This window comes from Clostridium sp. AWRP, from assembly GCF_004006395.2.
Classification (GTDB): domain Bacteria; phylum Bacillota; class Clostridia; order Clostridiales; family Clostridiaceae; genus Clostridium_B.
Genome location: NZ_CP029758.2, coordinates 1,612,684 through 1,634,833 on the forward strand (window position 1 = coordinate 1,612,684; position 22,150 = coordinate 1,634,833).

General features: G+C 30.3%; 17 protein-coding genes and 1 other annotated feature. Of the genes, 16 read left to right on the forward strand and 1 reads right to left on the reverse strand.

The features are described from left to right. The first annotated feature begins 13 nt into the window (after window positions 1–13). From DMR38_RS07510 to cysC, 13 genes are all read left to right on the forward strand, one after another. The gene (locus DMR38_RS07510) at window positions 14–1,687 is read left to right on the forward strand and encodes a GGDEF and EAL domain-containing protein (RefSeq protein WP_127720704.1); all 1,674 of its coding nucleotides are present in this window, start codon (window positions 14–16) and stop codon (window positions 1,685–1,687) included. 11 nt (window positions 1,688–1,698) lie between these two features. Beyond that, a complete protein-coding gene (locus tag DMR38_RS07515; protein WP_127720705.1) occupies window positions 1,699–3,411 on the forward strand; it encodes a methyl-accepting chemotaxis protein in 1,713 nt (570 codons plus the stop codon). Window positions 3,412–3,484: 73 nt separating this feature from the next. Then, window positions 3,485–3,756: a binding site (T-box leader), on the forward strand. Window positions 3,757–3,920: 164 nt separating this feature from the next. After that, on the forward strand, window positions 3,921–5,237 hold the full coding sequence (locus tag DMR38_RS07520; protein ID WP_127720706.1) for an MFS transporter: 1,317 nt from the start codon (window positions 3,921–3,923) through the stop codon (window positions 5,235–5,237). A 343-nt stretch (window positions 5,238–5,580) separates the two neighbouring features. Beyond that, the gene (locus DMR38_RS07530; RefSeq protein ID WP_127720707.1) at window positions 5,581–6,777 is read left to right on the forward strand and encodes a nucleotidyltransferase family protein; all 1,197 of its coding nucleotides are present in this window, start codon (window positions 5,581–5,583) and stop codon (window positions 6,775–6,777) included. A gap of 27 nt (window positions 6,778–6,804) precedes the next feature. Beyond that, window positions 6,805–7,089, forward strand: coding sequence for a lasso peptide biosynthesis PqqD family chaperone (locus DMR38_RS07535; RefSeq protein WP_127720708.1), 285 nt, complete (start codon window positions 6,805–6,807; stop codon window positions 7,087–7,089). Window positions 7,090–7,115: 26 nt separating this feature from the next. Continuing rightward, entirely contained in the window at window positions 7,116–7,256 is a 141-nt protein-coding gene (locus DMR38_RS21745) for a hypothetical protein (RefSeq protein ID WP_175412942.1), read from the forward strand. An 87-nt stretch (window positions 7,257–7,343) separates the two neighbouring features. After that, entirely contained in the window at window positions 7,344–9,251 is a 1,908-nt protein-coding gene (locus tag DMR38_RS07540; RefSeq protein ID WP_127720709.1) for an asparagine synthase-related protein, read from the forward strand. A 45-nt stretch (window positions 9,252–9,296) separates the two neighbouring features. Next, on the forward strand, window positions 9,297–9,728 hold the full coding sequence (locus tag DMR38_RS07545) for a lasso peptide biosynthesis B2 protein (protein ID WP_127720710.1): 432 nt from the start codon (window positions 9,297–9,299) through the stop codon (window positions 9,726–9,728). 18 nt (window positions 9,729–9,746) lie between these two features. Beyond that, window positions 9,747–10,670 (forward strand): hypothetical protein, encoded by a 924-nt coding sequence (locus tag DMR38_RS07550; protein WP_127720711.1) that lies wholly within the window; start codon window positions 9,747–9,749, stop codon window positions 10,668–10,670. Beyond that, a complete protein-coding gene (locus DMR38_RS07555) occupies window positions 10,663–11,520 on the forward strand; it encodes a sulfotransferase domain-containing protein (protein ID WP_127720712.1) in 858 nt (285 codons plus the stop codon). Before DMR38_RS07550 ends, DMR38_RS07555 begins: the two co-directional genes overlap by 8 nt. Window positions 11,521–11,536: 16 nt before the next feature. Then, on the forward strand, window positions 11,537–12,460 hold the full coding sequence (locus DMR38_RS07560) for a hypothetical protein (RefSeq protein ID WP_127720713.1): 924 nt from the start codon (window positions 11,537–11,539) through the stop codon (window positions 12,458–12,460). A 37-nt stretch (window positions 12,461–12,497) separates the two neighbouring features. Next, entirely contained in the window at window positions 12,498–13,379 is an 882-nt protein-coding gene (cysD, locus tag DMR38_RS07565; RefSeq protein WP_127720714.1) for a sulfate adenylyltransferase subunit CysD, read from the forward strand. Between the two features lie 9 nt (window positions 13,380–13,388). Then, on the forward strand, window positions 13,389–15,311 hold the full coding sequence (gene cysC / locus DMR38_RS07570) for an adenylyl-sulfate kinase (protein ID WP_127720715.1): 1,923 nt from the start codon (window positions 13,389–13,391) through the stop codon (window positions 15,309–15,311). Between the two features lie 49 nt (window positions 15,312–15,360). Here cysC and DMR38_RS07575 read toward each other — a convergent pair whose 3' ends face one another. Next, the gene (locus DMR38_RS07575; RefSeq protein ID WP_127720716.1) at window positions 15,361–17,118 is read right to left on the reverse strand and encodes an ABC transporter ATP-binding protein; all 1,758 of its coding nucleotides are present in this window, start codon (window positions 17,116–17,118) and stop codon (window positions 15,361–15,363) included. A gap of 420 nt (window positions 17,119–17,538) precedes the next feature. Here DMR38_RS07575 and DMR38_RS07580 point away from each other — a divergent pair, with 420 nt between their 5' ends. The 3 genes from DMR38_RS07580 (at window position 17,539) to DMR38_RS07590 (ending at window position 22,127) form a co-directional block, all read left to right on the forward strand. Beyond that, a complete protein-coding gene (locus DMR38_RS07580; RefSeq protein WP_175412943.1) occupies window positions 17,539–18,279 on the forward strand; it encodes a hypothetical protein in 741 nt (246 codons plus the stop codon). Between the two features lie 269 nt (window positions 18,280–18,548). Further along, window positions 18,549–21,029 carry a transporter substrate-binding domain-containing protein gene (locus DMR38_RS07585; RefSeq protein WP_127720718.1) on the forward strand — a complete coding sequence of 827 codons (2,481 nt, stop codon included), beginning with the start codon at window positions 18,549–18,551 and terminating at the stop codon, window positions 21,027–21,029. A gap of 465 nt (window positions 21,030–21,494) precedes the next feature. Beyond that, complete coding sequence (locus tag DMR38_RS07590) at window positions 21,495–22,127, forward strand: DUF6198 family protein (RefSeq protein ID WP_127720719.1); 633 nt, start codon at window positions 21,495–21,497, stop codon at window positions 22,125–22,127. Window positions 22,128–22,150: the final 23 nt, after the last annotated feature.

Genomic DNA, 22,150 nt, shown 5'->3' on the forward strand with positions numbered 1-22,150 from the left:
TAAGGATTGTAAAATGTGTAGAAACGATAAATATAATTTGGAAAATGAAAGCGTGTATACATATGCACTTAATATGGGTAATCTTGGAGTCTGTGAATGGAATATAGATACAGGCGAAATGGCTATTTCTGAAAAAATAACAGGATATGAATTTAACTCTATTAAAAGTATGAATGAATTTATTAATATTATAGCTTATGAAAAAGACAAAATGATGGCAATACAAGATTTAGATGATTATATTAATGGATCTCTAGAATTTTATCGAAGTACATTTAGAATAAAGACTAAATGTGGAGAAATTAAATGGGTTTTACTTAAGGGTAAAATATTTAAAGATGAAACAGAAAGTTCTGGTGTACTAGGTGTATTGATATTTAATATTACAAATATGAAGTTCTATGAAAGATGGGATAGTCTTACTAAGTTACCTAATAGAGAATTTTTTTTGATAAAACTCAGTAATTTAATAAAAACTGCTGAAATTCATAATAAAAAGGGTGCACTTATATATATTGATATTGATAATTTGAAAATTATAAATCATAATTTTGGGCACCACATTGGTGATTGGATTTTAAAATCATTTGCAAAATCAATTACTGTATTACTTGGTAAGCAAGGTGAATTATTCAGGTTAGAAGGGGACGAATTTGCAATACTAATTTATAAGTTTAATGATATAAAAAAAATAGAGAAAATGTGTAATAAAATTCATAAATGTTTAAAAAAGTCTTTTCAAATAATGGGTAAAGAAATTTATATTAGTACAAGTTTAGGGGTAACTGTTTTTCCAGATGATAGCTCTGATCCAGATGAGCTATTGAAGTTTTGTAATTTTGCAATATGTAGATCTAAGGGTAAGGGAAAAAACGAGTTCACTTTTTTTGATAAGAAAAAGGCACAACCCTATTTTAGAAAAATTTTAATTGATAGTGAACTGAAGAATTCAATTATTAATAACGAATTAGATATTTTTTATCAACCTCAGATTGACGCTTTAAGTAATAAAATTATCGGCTTTGAAGCACTTTTAAGGTGGAATAATGATAAACTTGGCGATGTATCTCCTGCTGAATTCATTCCTATAGCTGAAGATAATGGATACATTGTACAAATTGGAAATTGGGTTCTAAATAAAGCCTTAGAGACTGCTTGTGCATGGAAAGAAAAAGGTTATAAATTTAGTAAGATATCTGTAAATGTCTCTCCAATTCAATTAGAAAAAAGTGATTTTAAGATCAATGTGTTAAATATATGTGCAAAGCACAATGTAGAACCTTCTTTACTTGAAATAGAAATAACGGAAAGAACTTTAATTGAAATTGGGGAAGACAGGATTGAATTATTAAATGAACTTATGGAAAGCGGCGTAAGCATTGCAATAGATGATTTTGGGACAGGATATTCTTCCTTGAACTATTTAATTAATTTACCAGTTAATACGTTAAAAATAGACAAGTCATTTATTTCTAATATCCATAATGATAAAAACAAAGCTGTAATTGGCAGTATAGTGAAATTATCAAAGTATTTAAAATATAAAGTAATCACTGAAGGAGTGGAGACAAGAGAACAGTTAGATGTACTTATTGGCTTGGGCTGTAATTTGATTCAAGGTTATTATTTTAGCAAACCGCTTAAAGAAAATAAAATTCAGCATTTATTAAAAAATCAAAATAGGTAGGAGGAATCAGGGTGAAATTTTTTGAAAATATTAAAGTAAGAACAAAATTGATGTTATCTTTTATCATAATGGCTTTATTAATTGCTGCAGTTGGTGCTATAGGTATAATGTCACTAAAGACAGTGAATGTAAATTCTGAAGAGATGTACAGCAATAGATTACAGAGTGTTTATATGCTTACAGATATGGAACAAAATTTAACGGAAATAAAAAGCGATATGCTGCAATTAGTTTATGTGAAAGATGCTTCAAAGAAAAGTGATTTAGAAAAAGATATCCAATTAAATAAAGATGAAAATAATAAATATATTGAGAATTATGAAAAGCTCCCTAAAAATGACACAGAAAAACAAATGTGGTCTGCATTTAAAAGTTACGCTAGTAAGTACATAACTTTAAGAGAAAATACTATTAAGCTTATTGATGCTGGAAATTTTGATGAGGCAGTTAAACAATACGGGCATATAGCAGTGACAAGAGATGCCATGTTTTCAAGTCTTGATAAGCTAATTAGTGTAAACACTGACAATGCAAAAATCAAAAATTCTAATAACCATGCTGTATTTTTAAGCAGCAATAAGATTATGACTATACTAATAATAGTTGGATTAGTATTTGCTATAGGCTTATCTTTATTGCTAAATTCATGTATAGCAGGTCCTTTGACATTAGCTGTAGAAAATATAAAAACTGTAGCCAAAGGAGATTTTACTACAGTTGTACCACTTGGACGTAAAGATGAAATAGGAGAACTTGCCGACGTATTATATATGATGCAGAAAGATTTAAGTGAGTTAATTAAGGAAATAATGTCAAATTCACAGGAGATTAGCGCGTCTAGTGAAGAACTTTCTGCTACAGTAGAAGAGTTATCGGCAAAAGCGGAGGAAATAGATGGTGCAGTAAAGAATATAACATCTGGAATTCAGGAAAACAGTGCATCATCAGAAGAAATAACAGCGTCTATTGAAGAAGTGGATTCTAGCATTAATGAACTGTCTGGTAAAGCTGCAGAAGGGAGCAATAATGCAAACCAATCTAAAGAAAGAGCTGTTAAAGTTGAGAAAAAGGGTAAGGATGCAATAAAAGAAGTACGAAACTTATATGAAGAGAAGAAAAATCATATGCTGCAGGCAATTGAAGAGGGAAAAGTGGTAGATGATATAAAGATTATGGCGGACACTATTGCAGATATATCAGAACAGACAAACTTACTTGCACTAAATGCAGCTATAGAGGCAGCTAGGGCGGGAGAACAAGGCAAAGGATTTGCAGTAGTTGCAGAAGAGGTAAGAGAACTTGCAGAACAATCTTCACAAGCAGTAACAGGTATTCAAGATACTATTATAAAGGTTCAGGATGCATTTAAAAATCTATCTGAAAACGGTAATGATGTATTAAAATTTATAAATGAAGATGTAGATCCACAAATTCAGGATTTTGGAAACATGGGAAATCAATATTATAGTGATTCTGATTTTGTTAGCAGAATGTCTGAGGAAATTGCATCTATGTCTGAAGAGCTTACAGCCACAGTGAGTCAAGTAAGCAATGCAGTGCAGAATGTGGCAGAAAATGCACAGAACTCTAGTGAACATTCAGAGGCAATAAAGGTAAGCATTGATGAAACGGCAAAAGCAATAATAGAGGTATCCAAAACTGCACAAAGTCAAGCAGAACTTGCTCAAAAACTTAATGAGATGGTTCAAAAATTTAAAATATAAAGTGATTCTTAGAGTCAGATAAATATTCCAAAAAAATATTTGACAATCTTAAAAAGAAATAATATACTTAATACCATAAACTGTGATGGAGAAAGAAATATTTAATCTATTAACTTAAGAGAGCCAATGTGTGGTGTAAGTTGGTGTTAATGAAAATATGCAAATCACTCCGGAGTTTCCAAGTAGAAAGGTTTTTGCCGAGTAAACGAGGACGTATACCAACGATATATGGTTAGGGTTTATGTTAAATAAAGTTTTTATTTAAAGTGACTTGAATTGAGAGGCAATTGGTGTATCTAATTGCAAGTAAGGTGGTACCACGGAAATATATCTTTCGTCCTTATGAACATATTGAAATGTGTTTATAAGGACGAAAGATTTTTTTTATTTGTTAAAATATGCATAAGTAGGAAAGGAGGATAACTTAATATTAGAATATTAAAAAAATTGGGGCAAATTACAATATAGAAATATGATTATACAGGAACAAGAGAAGGGGGCTTTATTTTATGAATATTAAAGGTAGTGTTACTAAAAGGAAATATTTAAATGTTATTTTGCCATTGTTTATCGCATCTATGCTGGCGTATATTGATAGACTCAATATATCTTATGCTGCTTTGACGATGAATAAAGATCTGGGATTTACTGCTCAGGTTTTTGGAATGGGAGCAGGAATTCTATTTTTCGGGTACGTAGTGTTTGAGGTGCCTGGAACTGTATTTGCAGAGAAGCGAAGTCCAAGTAAATGGGTTGTTAGAATCATGCTTACCTGGGGTATAGTTACTGCTCTTATGGGTTTTGTGCATACGGAACTTCAATTTTATATTGTTCGTTTTTTAGTAGGAGCTGCAGAGGCAAGTTTTTATCCAGTTTGTTATTCAGCTATTGTTCCTCGTTGGTTTAATGCACAGGAAAGGCCTAAGGCACTTTCAATACTTTTAACTTCAATGCTGGTTTCAAGTATTATTGGTTCTCCTTTAGCAGGCGTAATATTAGGTATTGCAGCTTTTGGGTTTAAAGGTTGGCAGATGTTATTTATTTTAGAAGGAACTATGGCTTTTATTTATGGAATCATTCTTATTTTTTGGCTAAAGGATTCACCTGAAGATGTCAATTGGTTAACTCCAGAAGAAAAGAAGACAATAAGAACAGAATATGAAAGAGAAATTTCTGTGAAAAATTCAATAAAGAAATATACATTATGGGAAGCCTTAAAAGATAAGACAGTTCTCAAATTATGTTTTATATATTTTATGTGGGTTACAGGATTTTGGGGATTTGGATTTTGGCTGCCAACAGTACTCAAATCAGTATCAGGATTGAGTAATTCTAGTGTCAGCTGGCTAATTATAATACCAATGACAGCAGCACTTATTGGTTTCATAATTAATGGTAATTCTACCTCAAAGACAGGAGAAAGAAGATGGCATGTAGCTATTCCACTTTTTATTGGTGCTGTAGGTATGGCACTTGGAGCTTTAGTTTCTAATCCTGTATTAAGCTTTATATTCACTTGTGTTACTGCCATTGGTGTATATGTAGGAATGGGAGTATGGTGGGCAGTACCTACGTCATTTTTATCCGGTCCTGCAGCAGCTGGTGCTACTGGCTTAATTAACTCTATAGGAAATTTAGGAGGATTTACTGGACCTTATTTTGTTGGCTTTGTAAAAACTAGTACAGGATCTTATACAGTGGCATATATGTGTTTGGCTGTATCACTTGTAATTGCAGGTGTTACTATGCTTACACTTAAGAAAAAGGTTCCAGCTGATATGTTAGAGCAGGACAATGATAACCAAAACAAAATTGAATTAGGATAAACAAAGTTCTTGGCATTAGATGGAGTTTTGACTCCATCTAATGCTTAGAAATCGTTATCCAGGGACGTAGCTGCTCTTTACTCCTACTTGGAGAAGTGGGAGTATTAGAGCAGGTAGTCATCGGATAAGTTATACAAAAAGCACTATCATTTATAATGAACTGTGCTCTGTCAAGTAGACAGGGCGCAGTTCAAATTATATGATAGTGATTTTTTTATTTTAATGATCATATAATGAAAATTTCCACTATTATATGATCGTTAAATTTGATAAAATAGAGAGAAATAAATGAGAAGTATGATTGATTTATTATGGTAAATATTCCTGATAAGGGGTGAATTCTGTGATTAATAGTCAAATAAAAGAAGAAATAAGTGAGCTTTCTCCAGAAATGAAATTAATGCTTTTATTGTCTATAAGAGAAATAGGTGATAAAGAAAAAGCTGCTGTGCGAGAAATATTGAGAGAAAAAATTAACTGGAGGTTATTTGTAAATATTGTTGAATATAACAGAATATATCCTGTAGTATATAAAAATATAGTTAAAATGAAGGAATTAAACGAGCCAGAATATGTGCTGAGTAATTTGAGAGAGAAATATAAAAATAATATGTTGAATTTACTAAAATTTACGGCAGAACTGATTCGTTTGATGGATTTAATGAAAAAAAGCAAAATTAGAGCATTACCTTTAAAAGGTCCATTACTAGGAATAAATATATATGGAGATGTTTCTTTAAGAACATCTAAGGATTTGGACATATTAATTCATGTTGTGGACATGGAAAAGGCTGAGAAAATTTTATTGAAAATAGGGTATAGAAGGACTACTCCAGATTTTGCTTTAACATTAAAACAAAAAAATATAGTTATAAAAAAATTTCATCATTACGAATATTATAATGAGAAGTTAAATGTTCAGGTAGAGCTCCATTGGAGATATGATTCAGACTGTTTTATCTTTGATTTTGAAAAAATTTGGGAAAAGAGAAAAAGCAGGCTTATTTTAGGAAATAAAATTGATGTTCTTTCTCCAGAAGATAATTTTGTGTATCTGACATTTCATGGAGCAAAGCATGGATGGTTTAGATTGAAATGGCTCTGTGATACTTATGAAATAGTAAAAAAGAATAAGTTGGATTGGAAAGAAGTGATTGAAATATCTGAAAATTCCCAAATTTCACGCATGTTATTTCAAACTATGATTTTGCTTCAAGAAATTTTTAAATTGGATATACCCAATATTTTTGGAAAACTGGTGATAGATAATAAAAAGGCATATAAATTGGCACAGATGGCAATCCCTATTATTAAAAATAATAAAGAAGTTATTTACGAGCCAAAATCAGAACTATATATTCATAAGAAAAAGTATATGATTGAATTAAATAGTGAGAAAAATAGCAAGATAAAATATATACTACAATATTTCTTTCCAACAATGGAGGACTTCAAAACTATCAAATTAAAAGATGATTATTTTTTCTTGTATTTTATAATAAGGCCTTTTTTATGGGCATATAGATTTTTTACAAGATGATAATTTATATAAGAAGAGGAGTATGAGATGATTAATGAACAAACTATGATAAAAAGAGTTAAAGATGTAGTTTCAGCGGAGCTGGATGATATGACTGTAATGATGAGTATAGAAAATGGATCCTATTATGGATTTAATGAAATATCTACAGTAATATGGGCATTTATAGAAGAAAACATAAAAGTTAAGGATTTAGTTAGAAAACTTACAGATGAGTTTGATGTTTCTACAGAAGAATGTGAAAAAGATGTAATCAAATTTTTAAATGAGCTGAAAAAATTAAATTTAGTAGAAATAGAAAATTCAAAATAATAAAAATATGGAAGGGAGGTGAAATAATGAATAAGGAATTAAATAAGAAATGTGATAAAAAAAGCTGGAAAACACCTGAATTAATTATTATGTCTGTACAAAATGATACAGAAAATAATACTGGAATGGGTGGAGATGGTGGCCCTTTTTATTCTAATCAATCTTAATTATTAGACAAGTATGTGTATATGGATAAAAAATTTTTATCCATATACATTAACAATTAGTTTAAGTAGTGGGGAGATAGGAAACATTTGAGTGCTATATGTGGAATAGTATATTTTAATGATAAAAACATTGAAGATGATAAATTTAAGGGAATGATGAATTCTCTTTCACATAGAGGAATTGACGGAAATAGGAGATGGCAGGAAGGAAAAGTAGCTTTTGGACACCAAATGCTGTGTATTACACCAGAATCCCTTGAGGAAGAATTACCTTACTATGATAATACTTCTAAATGTGTCATAACCTCTAATGCACGCATTGATAATCGTGAAGAACTTTTTAGGAAACTTCAAATACCTGAGGATTTACAAAAAAATATGCCAGATAGTATTTTAATCTTAAAAGCATATGAAAAGTGGGAGAGAAAATGTATAAATTATTTATTAGGAGACTTTGTGTTTGTTATTTGGAATAGTAGAAAAAAAGAGTTATTTTGTGCCACAGATCCAATGGGTATGAGGACAATTTTTTATTATAAAGACTATGAAAAATTTGTTTTTTCTTCTGAAATTAAAGGTATACATGCAGCGGGAATTGAGAGAAAACCTAATTTAAAAAAGCTTGCTGCTATGTCTAATTTAGGATTAATAATAAATGATTTTAGAAATACATTTTTTGAAAATATATTTATTATGCCAGCAGCGGAAGTTATGATAATAAATTCAAAGGGCATGGACAATTACAGATACTGGACTTTTGATATATCTAAAAGAATTAAACTTAAAGATGAAGATGAATATATAGAAGCTTTTCAAGATATATTTTTTAAAGCAGTAAAAGCTAGAACTAGAAGTGCTTTTAAGGTTGCAAGCTTATATAGTGGTGGATTGGATTCTTCAGCAGTTACTGCAGCGGCAGGATATTTGTTAAGCAAAGAAGAAAAACAAGTAACTGCTTTTTCAGCTGTATTACCAGAAGAGTATAGAGAAATGCTTGTAGATGAAAGAGAATATATTGATATGTTAAAAGGCAGAGCTGGTATAGATATTCAGTATATAGCAGATCCTTTAGGAGGGCCTTTTGACAATTTAGATAAGCTTATATTTTCAGGAGAAGTACCTACATATACTTCACGTCATTATTTATATACGGCTTTTGCAGAAGCTGCAAATAAGCTTGGAGCAAGAGTTATGCTTGATGGATGTTTTGGTGAAATGGGTCCAAGTTTTCATGGAGATGGATATTATGCAGAATTATTTTTAACAGGAAAATGGTTAAAATTGAGGAGAGAGTTATCTCTTAAAAGAGATATTGAAAATATAGATCTGTTAAAACTTTTAAAAGGATATGTTATTAAACCTTTGATACCAAATTATTTACAGACAATTTTGAAACCAAGATTTGATGTTGAACAAAATGAAAAACTTTCGGTTATTAAAAAAGATTTTATAGAAAAAGAGCTTGGAGAAGAGCTAAATTTATACAAAGATAACTATAAAAAATTTGCAACCATTTATCCAAATCACAGAAAAAACCAGTTTCAGGCTTGCAACATTAGACGCCCAAAACCTGGAAATGGATTTGTAGGATACGAGAATGTTCAGTCTGTATATCCTTTTGCAGATAAAAGAATAATTGAATTTTGCCTTGCTATACCAGGCGATATGAAGGTTAGAAATGGTTATAAGAGATATATGATTCGTGCAGGAATGAAGGGATTCCTTCCAGATAAAATGAGATTTCGTACTACAAAGGAGCCTTTTTCACCAGATTTTAATATAAGGTACAATAATCAAAGGGAAAAAGCAAAAGAAATACTTTCATCTGTTAAAAGGAATGATTTAATAAATGAAATTGTTGACACTGAAAAGATAGAGAAGATGCTTCAACATACAATGCTGACTAATCGCTGTAATACTCCTAATGATTTTGCAGCAATGCATATGGTACCAAAGGGAATATATTTGTTATATTTTTTAAGTACTTTTAATTAATGCTCATAGATTTTTTACAAAATAATTTGGAAGGAAATTTTCATAATGATACAAATGGTTTATAAATTTATAAAACTTGATAGTAATAGAAAAGTATTATTTATACAAGCTTTTATTATTCTTGGGATAAGTAGAGCATTGGTTTTAAATGTACCTTTTAAAAATTTGGCTAAAAGATTTGGAACTCATGGAGAGGAAACTTCTTATGATTCGTGTGAAGATGAAAATACTATAAAATTGGTTAAATGGGCCATAAATACTGCTTCAAAATTTACTCCCTGGAACAGCAATTGCCTTGCAAAGGCAATTACAGCACAGAAAATACTTAGTAAAAGGAAAATACCTTCAACTATGTACTTTGGTGTTGCAAAAGGAAAAGACGGATTAATAGCTCATGCGTGGCTTAGATGTGGTGACATATATGTTACTGGTGGTAATGAAAATAAATATACTGTCACTGGTGTATTTACCAAATAGTGAAACGAGTTGATGTATTTGAATAAAGAGGAAAAAATATATATTGCATTTGGACTTGTAATTAAATCTGATATAAAATTGCCAGAACTTATCCAATTAGAAGCACAAAATGTAGATACAACGGTGGATATAAATATTAAAATTGCACAAGTTTCAGAATGTATTAAAGATTCAAAAATAAAAAGTATTTTCTATGAAGCTTCTTTAAATGAGTATTTACTTAAGGTCGACGGTATTGCAAAGTATTACGTAAAAGAAGGAAAAAACATCATAATTGAACCTAATGAAAATTCCTGTGAAGAAGATATAAGGGTATTTCTTTTAAATTCAGTTTTTGCAGTAGTTCTACAGCAAAGAGGATTTTTAGTTTTACATGCTTCAGCAGCAGTTGTGGATGGAAAAGCTGTAATATTTTCAGGTATTTCAAATAGTGGCAAAACAGCAATTGCCTTATCTCTTTATGATAAAGGTTATGGTTTAATTTGTGATGAAATTTGTCCAATAAAAATAGAGAATGGTAAAGCTATGATCTTTGGAGGAATACCTCAATTAAATGTTTGGCAGGATACCTTGGTAAAAGAGAAAAAAAATATTAATGTATATACCCCTATAAGAAAAGAAATTAATAAATATGCATTTAATATTAAAGATAAATATTATGAAAGTCCTATAGAAATATCTGATATAGTCCTATTGAAAAGACACAATAAAGATGGATTAGTAATTAAAAAGGTTAAAGGTGTAGAAAAATTTGGTAAACTTATGAAAGCTACCTATAGATTTGATTTAGAAGAACTTATGTTGGGAAAACATGATATCTTTAATAAGCATCTAATCATTGGTAGAAATTCTTGTATGTTTGAAATTATGTTTAATGATTATCCTTATGAAATTGATAAGATTACAGATTTTATTTTAAAGGAGCTGAAAGTTCATGAATAATATTATATGGCTTGCTTCCTATCCAAAGTCAGGAAATACTTGGTTTAGAACTTTTATTTCCAATTTATTAAGTAAAAAAGAAGAGATAGTAACTATTAATCAATTGAAAACAGATGGAATTTTTAGTTCAAGAGAAGTACTGGATAATATGATAGGGGTGGAATCTTCAAATTTAACATTTAACGAAATAGATAGATTAAGACCGGTTGTATATAAACATTTATCAGAAAATCTAAAAAGAAATTTGTATATAAAGGTGCATGATGCTTATACGTATTTAGAAGATGGAACACCGTTGATTGGAACTATAAACAGCAAAGTAATATATATTATGAGAAATCCATTAGATGTAGCTGTTTCTTTTGCGAATCATTCAACAAAGGATTTAGATACTGTGATAAGAAATATGGGGGATAAGAATTTTGCATTTTGTGACAATAGGAATAAATTAGGCAATCAATTGAAACAAAAACTTTTGACCTGGAGTATGCATGTAGAAAGCTTTGAAAAAGCTCATCAAATTCCAGTTCATATTGTGAAGTATGAGGATATGAAATTAGAGCCAATAAAAATATTTAAGGAAGCTGTAAAATTTATTGGTCTTGATTATAATGAAAAACAAATAAATGAAGCTATTTTAAAATCGAATTTTAAAAAATTAAAAGAAGATGAAGAAAAAAATGGTTTTAAGGAAAAGCCTTCTAAGGTAAAATCCTTTTTTCGTAGAGGTGAGATTGGAGATTGGAAAAATCATCTTACAGAGAAGCAGATTAAGAAGCTAATTGAGGATCATAGAGAAGTTATGATTAGATTTGGTTATATAGATGGGAGTGGAAAGCTTGTATATTAGGAGGAAAGATCATTAAATGAATATATATTCGGGTTTGCATACGTATAAGTACAAGGCTTTTGGTCTTAAAATATGTTCAGATATAGAAATGTTAGAACTTTTAGAGGATAACTCTTGGGATACAGACTTAAACATAAAGTTTGGAAAGGTACCAGATACTTTTGAAAATGTAATAATAAATACAAAAAGCAGGTTAATTGGGAAAAATAATTTTAGATTAGATAATGCAGGAATTGCGAAATACTTTGTAAAAAGTGGAAATGAGATTATAGTTGAACCTTATAAAGATGCATTCTTTGAGGAAATTAAGGTTTATTTGTTAGGATCATGTATGGGGGCACTTTTGTACCAAAGAGAGATTTTACCTTTACATGGAAGCTGTATAAATATTGGAGGGAAAGGGATATTATTAACAGGTATTTCTGGAGCAGGTAAGTCAACTATAGGGAGGGCATTATTAAGCCAGGGTTGTAAAATGGTAACAGATGATGTGGCGGCAATAACTTTAAATGATTTAAATGAGCCTATTGTATATCCAAGTTATCCAAGTCAAAAGCTTTGGGAAGATGCAATAGAGAGAATGGATGAAAAAGTTCAAGGAAAATCTTTAAATAGAATTTCTAATGATTTAAATAAATATTCAGTACCTAATAACGAATTTTTTTATAGGAAACCTACAACATTAAAAATAATATATGAAATTATTCCAGATACAGTAAGAGACATTATTATTGAGGAAGTTAAGGGCATTGAAAGACTGAATGTTGTTATAAAAAATACTTATAGAAGATTTATGACAAGAGGTTTTGATATTAAAGAATGGCATTTTAAACAGTGTACAAAAATTGCTAATGAAGTTTTAGTTTATAGAATAAAGAGACCAGAGGGAATGCATTTGGAAAAAGAAATAGCTAGCAGCATTTTAGAGCAAATATTGTAGATTTTGCTGCTTAAAAGAATCAAAAGGAGGTTTTTGTATGGATCATTTAGATATGTTGGAAAATAGAAGTATTCATATTTTAAGAGAAGCCTATAGTGAATTTAAAAATCTATGTATGCTTTGGTCTATAGGAAAAGATAGTACGGTTATGCTTTGGCTTGTAAGAAAAGCTTTTTTTGGGCATGTACCTATTCCTTTAATTCATATTGACACCCATTATAAAATAGAGGAAATGATTGAATATAGGGATAAAGTATCAAGAGAATGGAAACTGGATATGATATACGGTGAAAATGCTGAGGCTTTAAAAATGAAAAAAACATTTCCAGATGGAAAAGTTACAAGGCTTCAGTGTTGTCGGAATCTTAAAACGGAAGCATTAACTAATACATTAAATGGCAGTTGGCCTAGATATAGAATGAATCATGAAACAGGAGAATATGAAATTGAAAAAAATCCAGAACCTTTTACTGGTGTAATAGTTGGATTAAGGGCTGATGAAGAAGGCAGTCGCTCAAAGGAAAGGTATTTTTCTGCAAGAGATAAAAACAATATTTGGAATGTGGCAAACCAGCCTCCTGAATTTTGGAATCAGTATAAAACAGATTTTAAATATGGTACCCATGTGAGGATACACCCACTGCTTGATTGGACTGAACTTGATATATGGGAATATATAAAAAGGGAAAACATATCTATGGTATCTTTATATTTCAATCAAGGGGAAGGGAAAAGATATAGGTCACTTGGCTGTTGGCCTTGTACAAATCCAGTGGAGTCAAATGCATCTAATGTAGATGAAATAATAGAGGAGTTAAAAACGGGAAAGTTTGCAGATATTGCTGAAAGATCAGGAAGGGCACAGGACAAAGAAGATGGCGGAGGTCTTGAAGAACTTAGAAAAGAAGGATATATGTAGGTGAATGTTATGGCGAAAGATATTAAAGAAGATATGAATATAGTAGTTGTAGGTCATGTGGATCATGGGAAAAGTACAATAATAGGAAGGCTGCTTTCAGATACAAATTCGCTGCCAAAAGGGAAATTAGAGAGTATAAAGGAAAAATGTAAGAGAAATTCAAAGCCCTTTGAATATGCATTCCTACTTGATGCCTTAAAGGATGAACAAAGTCAGGGAATTACCATTGATTCTGCCAGATGTTTTTTTAAAACGAAAAAACGGAATTATATGATCATTGATGCACCAGGACACATTGAATTTTTGAAAAATATGATAACAGGAGCTTCAAGAGCAGAGGCTGCTCTCCTTGTAATTGATGCTTTTGAAGGTATTAGAGAAAATTCAAAAAGGCATGGCTATATGCTTTCGATGCTTGGCATAAAGCAGATAGCTGTACTTATAAATAAAATGGACCTTATAAATTATGATGAAATAGTTTATAAAAATCTTGTGAAAGATTATAGTGAATTTTTAAAACAAATTGGAATTGAAAATTTTATATTTATACCTGTAAGTGGAAGATGTGGAGATAATCTTATAAATTTATCTAATAATATGAAATGGTATAATAGAAATACTGTAATTCAGGTTTTAGATGGCTTTATAAAGGAGAATTTACCGGAAAATAAACCATTTAGAATGCATGTACAGGATGTTTATAAATTTACTGAAAGAGGAGACACGAGAAGAATTATAGCTGGGACTGTGGAAACGGGAAAGTTAAGTGTTGGAGATGAAGTAGTGTTTTATCCTTCTTGTAAAAGAAGTGTAGTTGATAGTATAGAAGTTTTTAATGCTGAGCCTAAAGAGAGTGTATTTGCAAAAGAGGCAATAGGTTTTACTTTAAGAGAGCAAATATATGTAAAAAGAGGAGAAATTGCGGTTAAAGCCTCAGATCCTAAACCGATAGTTTCTTCAAGAATAATTGCCAATATTTTTTGGCTTGGCAAAAATCCTATGGAAAAAAGCAAGGATTATTATTTAAAAATAGGAACATCAAAAGTAAGAGTTAAATTAAGTAATGTGTTAAATGTATTGGATACATCTGATTTGAAAAAAGTAAAAAAGGATAAAATAGGAACTTATGATGTGGCAGAATGTGAGATTGAATCAAATCGAAATATAGCTTTTGATTTATGCAGTGAAAATTTATCTACCAGCAGGTTTATTATAGTAGATGATTATGAAATATCAGGAGGAGGGATTATTATTAAATCCCCAGGTAAAAACTGGGATTTAATAAAAGAAAAGCCTTTTATTAAAAAATATAATTTTAAATATGCTGATACTAATATAGTGTGGCAAAATGGAAATATTTCATATGAAGATAGATGCAGAACTTTAAATCAACCTGGAATAGTAGTTTGGTTTACAGGACTTTCTGGGGCTGGAAAATCTACAATAGCTGCGGAAGTTGAAAAGGAACTTATAAAGAGAAATAAAGCAGTATATAGGCTGGATGGAGACAATGTAAGACATGGATTAAATAGTGATCTAAGTTTTACTGAGACTGATAGAAATGAAAATATAAGAAGAATTGCAGAAGTTGCATTTCTATTTAAAGATGCGGCATTGATAACGCTGGTAGCTGCTATATCACCCTATGCTTTTATGAGAAATTTTGCCAGAGAAAAAATAGGCAGTGAAAATTTTATAGAAGTGTATGTAAAAGCAGATATAGAGGAGTGCATGAGAAGAGATCCCAAAGGATTTTACAAAAAAGCAAAGGAAGGCAAGATAGATGGTTATACAGGAATTTCAGATCCCTATGAAATTCCACAAAATCCTGAATTGATATTAGACACAATGAAGTTTTCAGTGGATGAATGTGTCAAGTTAGTTATGAATACTGTAAATAAGACAATTTTAAAAAATTATCACCATAATTAAAGTATTAAAAAAAGAGTTCATTGGCAGAGTACAGGCTTATGGACTCTTTTTACTGAGGTATTATTTTATTTATAACATATTCGTAATTCCCCTGATCTTTAAGAATGCCGTCTTCAATAACAAAAATATTGTCTGCAGCTTTTATTGTAGAAAGTCTATGGGCTATTACTATTAATGTTAATTTACCTTGAAGTCCTTCAATTGCCTGCTGTATTTTGAGTTCATTTTCTATATCCAATGAGCTGGTTGCCTCATCAAGTATTAAAATATTTGGGTTTCTAAGTAAAGCTCTTGCAAGTACGATTCTCTGTCTTTCACCTCCAGAAAGTTTGATGCCTCTATCTCCCATTATAGTATCAATACCTTTAGGTAACTTTGATATAAATTCATCTGCACAGGCAAGTTTAAGGGCGTTAGACAGTTCTTTTTCTGTTGCATCAGGAGAAAATTTTATTAGATTTTCTTTAATAGTGTCATTAAAAATAAAAGGATCTTGCGGCACATAAGCTAAATTTTTTCGCCAGGATAAAACATTTTCCTCAGTAATTTCTTTATAGTCAGATAAAATGCAGCCGTTTTGAGGTATTAACAATCCCATTATTATATTTGCAAGGGTGGTTTTGCCAGATCCAGATTTACCTATAAAAGCAGTAAAACTCCTAGAGGGAATTTTTAGAGAAATATTTTTTATTGAGAAATTATTTTTGCCTGAATATTTAAAACTAATATTTCTTAACTCTAAGTAATCATTTAGGGAAAAGGAAACTCTATCATTGATTAAATTAATTACCTCTGAATTATCTTTAAATTCTTTATTAATTTCCATGAGATTATTAAAAGAGGGTATCATAATAAATAAATTTTGAAGACTGTTTTGAAAAGATGAAAATAGTGGCCATAGTCTTCCAAATATAAATAATACAATTAGCAAGTTTGAGGGTGCCACTTTGAATATAATTATTGAGCTATAAAAAAATAAACTTATTATTATAGCGGATATTATTTTATAGATAGTGTCTGGTGTTGACTGTATTTTAGAAAAGTTTATAGAGTTACATTGAATTTTTTTAACTAAATCTGAGAATTTTTTTATTTGGGAATCTTGAATACAGTAGCTTTTTACCTCTTTAATTCCATTTAATTGTTCTGTAATTTGAAGTTGTAGTTCTTTATTCATAAAAAGAAGGGAAGTTCCAAGCTTTTTTGCGTTTCTAAGGGAAGAACTTGTAAGGATAAAAATAATAAATCCATTTATTAAAGCAAAAATAGTTATAGGAGCGGATATGGCAAAAGAAACTATAATTTGAACTAAAGCAGTTATAACTTGAGAAATTATTTTTAGAAGCTGAACTGTTGCTGATGAAATCCTTGAAACTTCCATGGTAAATGTATTAGTTAAATCGGAAAATCTTTTATTAGATATGCAGTCCCATTTTGAATGAACTACATTTTTAAAAAGTTCTTTCCTCAGGTGGCTTGAAAATTCTTCCGTTATTTTTGTGTTTAATATTGAAGTTTGTCTGGTTAATAATGCTGTAAAGCTTATAATAAGTACAAATAACATAAGAATTATTATAAGGCTTATGCTATTTGGCAGAGACATAAAAAACTTTTGAATATCTTTTAGAAGAAAGTTTGAACTATTTATTGATCCCATGATACCGGCCACTGAAAGAAGAGGAATAAGAAGCACGATTCCGGTTCCATTTAGCAAGCTTTGAAGAGTTATAAGTAAAATATTTAAAATAAGTTTTTTCCCCAAATATTTATATAGGGTTATGGCAAAATCCATAATATTTCTAAACATAAGTACTTTCTCCTAAAAATAAAGTGTAATAAAATTATAACATAAAATAATGTTTGTTATTATGATAGACAATACATACTAATAGTATAAAAAATGTATATGAGAAGGGAGAAAATATATTGAAAAAATGGGTAGGCGTTTCAATACTGCTTTCAATGATAATTATCTTTTCGGGATGTTCTGAAAGAGAAAGCAAAGAATTATCTGAAATAGAAGCATTACTAAAGGACAGAATATAATTTTTATGTTGATTTAGCATTAGCGTAAATCTTTTGATATTGTCAACAATTAATATTACTCCTTATATAAACTTTATTGTCAATTTGTAGTATTTATTTTATAATGTTAGCATATATGAAGAGGTTTATGGACAAATTAAATCATGATATTGGAAGGGCGGCTTATTATAGGAGGCATAAAATGGCAAGAATGAGTAAAATACTTCTAATTTTAATGTTAGTATTGGCATTAGCAGGTTGTGAACAAAGCACTCAATCATCTAGCAACCAAGATAAAGCTAACAATGATAAGAAGATTGCATCAAAACAAAATAATAAAGAAGGAGCAAAGAAACAGAAAGTTAAGTTTAAAACTGGTAATTATACTGGAGATATAGTAAATGGCAAGAGGCAAGGGGAGGGCCAGTTTGTTTGGAATAATGGAAATACGTATAAAGGTCAATGGAAGGACGACAAAATTTATGGACAAGGTGAAATTACATATGCTTCTAAGGATTATTATGAAGGTGATTTTGTAAATAATAAAAAACAAGGCCAAGGCAGTTTTAAATGGAGCAATGGAGATAGTTATACTGGAAAATGGGACAATGATAAAATGAGTGGTAATGGAACTTATACATTTAAAAATGGTGACACTTATGTAGGAGAATGGAAAAATAATAATATAGATGGCAAAGGTAAATATACATATAAAAATGGAAATGTTAAAGAAGGAATTTGGGAAAATGGGAAATTTATAAAATACAATAAGTCAAATACATCTTCTAAAGGCAGATCAGATGTATTAGCAAATTCGAAAAATGCAGTTTCTCAAAGTAATACTGCAGAGCAAAATAAAATACAAGAAGTTCCCAAAATAGAAACAGCAGATGATGTGCTTCAAATTCCGCAAGTTGAAATTTTGACACCAATACCTTGTTAGATAGAAAGATGTGCAGTGATTTCAGTGTGTGTTTAAATAGTATTTCTAATGATTTTTATCACAGCTAGGGAACATCCATAGATTTATGTAAAATAGAATAGATAGGATAAAATGAAAATTATTATAGTATTAAGTTCCTGTAGTAATTTTTATTTTATATGGTAAAAATTATTAGTGTAGAAGCTTAATAAATCTGATATACTTATAAAAAATAATACATACTTTTCAATGCAACAGCAGAATGTAAATGGCTGTAAAGGAAAGGGGGCATGATTGGAATAAAACGTAAAGCTTTTATTATAGTATTTATTGCAATATTAACTTGCTTATTGAGTAATAATTATGGAAAAGCAGTGTTTGCTGATAACAAGGAAAGTGTGAATCCTAATAAAGAAACTATTTATAAGGTGCTAGGTAATGATGAAAAAAAAGAAGACAGAACAATAATAATAGGTGATGATAAAGATTATCCACCATATAGTTTTATAGATGAAAATGGTAATCCAACTGGCTTTGATATAGAACTTGCTAAAGCTGCAGCAGAGGCCATGGGATTTAAGGTAAAGATTAAACTAGGTACCTGGAGTGAAACTATGGATGAACTTGAAAGGGGTAAAATAGATGTCGCAGCAGGGATGTTCTATTCTAAGGATAGGGAAAAACTCTATTCTTTTACAACAAAAACTGCAGTAACTGGTGCTGATGTATTTACAAGAAAGGGAGAAAGTATAAATAATATAAGTCAGTTAAGAGGGAAGACAGTAGTAGTCGAAGCAGATGAGATATCAGGAGAATATCTTAAAAAGCAGAATCTTGGTATTAATTTTGTTAAAGTTCATTCATCTGAGGAAGCACTTAAACTTATAGCTATGAACAAATATGACTATGCAGTAGTTTCAACTATAATAGGACATTATTTTATGAAAAAGGATAAGATTTCAAACATAAAAGGTAATGGATTAGTTATTAATCCTGATGATTACTGTATTGCTGTAAAAAAGGGAAATGATGATTTACTATTTGCTCTTAATGGTGGATTGCAAGTACTTAGGGCTACAGGAAAATATGATGAGATAAATAATAAGTGGTTGGGGGTTTATGAAGAAAAAAACTTCTATCAGACAGTAATAGAGTATAGAGGATTAATAATTGCATCAGTGGCAAGTATACTTCTATTACTATTATGGAATATAACTCTTAAAAAAAGAGTTACTGTACGTACCAAGGAACTATTAGAAACAAATGATGCTTTGAATAAGAGTAAACAGGAGTTACTGGTGTCAAATGAAGAAATAGAGGATTCTTATAATGAATTGGCTGCAATAGAGGAAGAACTTCGAAGTCAATATTATAGGCTAATGAAAAGTGAAGAAGATTTAAAGAAAAGTGAAGAACGAAATAGAGCAATAGTAACTGCTATTCCAGACATTATCTTTGTTGTAGATGAAAATGCTGTTTTCAAAGACTGTCAAATAAAAGATACTTCTATGTTAATAATGCCTAAAAATGAGTTCATAGGAAAAACTCTTTGGCATGTAATTCCACCTAAAATAGCTGAAACTTGTTTTGAGAAAATTAAGGCAGCTCTTAAAAATAATTCTTTGGAAAGTTTTCAATACGAAATTGATACATCAGCAGGTAAGAAATATTATGAACTTCGGATAGTTAAATGTAGAGAAAATGAGGTTATTGCAATAAGCAGAGATATTACAGATGAAAGAAAAAATCAAAAGAAAATTGAATTTCTAAGCTACAACGATCAACTTACAGGACTATACAATAGGAGGTTTTTTGAAGAAGAGATTGAAAGATTAAATAACAAAGAAAATTTTCCTCTTACTATTGTTATGGCTGATGTTAATGGATTAAAGTTAATAAATGATTCTTTTGGACATGCTGCTGGTGACGAATTGCTGAAAAAGGTTTCGTCGGTAATGCTTAATGTCTGTGGTGATAAAGGTATAATATCACGTGTAGGAGGAGATGAGTTTGTAATACTGCTTCCAAAGACAAATGAACTTGAAGCAGGCAAAATGCTTAAGCGTATTTCTGAATTAGCTTCAAAGGAGAAGGTAGAGTCAATAAATCCCTCAATTTCTTTTGGATTTGCAGCAAAGTACCATGAAGAGGAGGATGTATTTGAAGTACTGAAAAAAGCAGAAGATTTCATGTATAAAAAGAAGCTTTTTGAGAGTCCAAGCATGAGAGGAAAAACAATTGGTGCTATTATAAATACACTGCATGAAAAAAATAAAAGAGAGGAACAACATTCTCATAGAGTATCTGAATATTGTAATCTTTTAGGAAAGGCTATGAATCTACCAGATGGTGAAATACAAGAACTAAAAACTGTAGGGTTGTTACATGATATAGGAAAGGTTGCCATAGATGAGAATATTTTAAATAAACCAGGTAAGCTTATCGATGAAGAGTGGGAAGAAATTAAACGTCATCCAGAAATAGGCTATCGCATTTTAAGTTCTGTTAATGATATGGCGGAAATGTCAGAGTATGTCTTAGCACATCATGAAAGATGGGATGGAAAGGGTTATCCTAAAGGACTTAAAGGAGAGCAAATTCCATTAAAATCAAGAATAATTGCAATAGCTGATGCTTTTGATGCTATGATAAGTGAGAGGGCTTATAGAAGTGCTTTATCAAAAGAGATAGCCGTAAAAGAGCTTATTAAGAATGCAGGTATTCAATTCGATCCAGAACTTGTAAAGATATTTATTGAAAAGGTAGTCTAATTCATTTTTTATTGTTAACACTTTTTTGATATATCAAGCTGTTCTTTTTTAATTTGAAGAGTTGCACTGTTGATATTATTACTTGTCTTTACCATAAATTTTGTCCTCCAATTGTTTAGAGAGACACCTCACGAATTGTGTACAATTTGTGAGGTGTCTCAAATTATATATTGTCCTTTGCAAAGTACATTATACTGTTTGAATATTGGAAATATGCTAAAGAAAAAGAATAAGACTTATGTACAAAATATTTAGATAAACTTAATTATTGCAAAAGTGTGTTTGATATAAGTTGATTTTTAATTTATAAAGTTTATATAATAGTATTGTTACTATTTATATACAATATACGAAGGAAGTAAAAAGAGTAAATAAACAGTAGCTAAAATTTATAATTTTTACTAAATAGAGTAATTAAATTTAAAAATGCAAACTTATAACAAAACTAAGAATCGAGGAATGCATATGAAGAAATTTTATCGCGGAATGATGTATTGTATCGGACTTGTGATACTTGCATTAGGAATTATTTTGAATACAAAAACAGGTCTCGGAGTATCACCTATAATTTCTATACCATATTCTATCTCAAAAATTTGGAATATAAACTTGGGAAATGCAACTATGTGTATTTACATACTGTGTGTAGCTGGACAAGCAGCCCTGCGTGGAAAGGAATTTCGTCCATTTGACTTACTACAGGTTCCCATGAGTATTGTATTTAGCCGTATAATTAATATTTTTAATGATATGATAGTCATAAATTGTGATAACTTAATAATGAATTTGCTTTTGCTTGCAGTAGCAATTATGCTCACTGGAATTGGAGCATATATTACAGTTCAAATGAAGATTGTTCCAAATGCTGCAGATGGTTTTACACAGGCACTAGCAGAGCGAACTAAGAAAGGACTTGGACTGGCAAAAAATATAACAGATATATCAAGCGTTATAATTACTGTAGTTATTGGTTTGGTGTGTGCTGGAAAAGTTGTTGGAATTGGCATTGGAACTTTAGTGGCAGTTATCGGTGTTGGACGTGCTATTGCCTTAACTAATATGTTATTTGGAAAGAAAATGATTGCACTTGTAGAGTAATATGAACAGAGTTCTTGAAATCG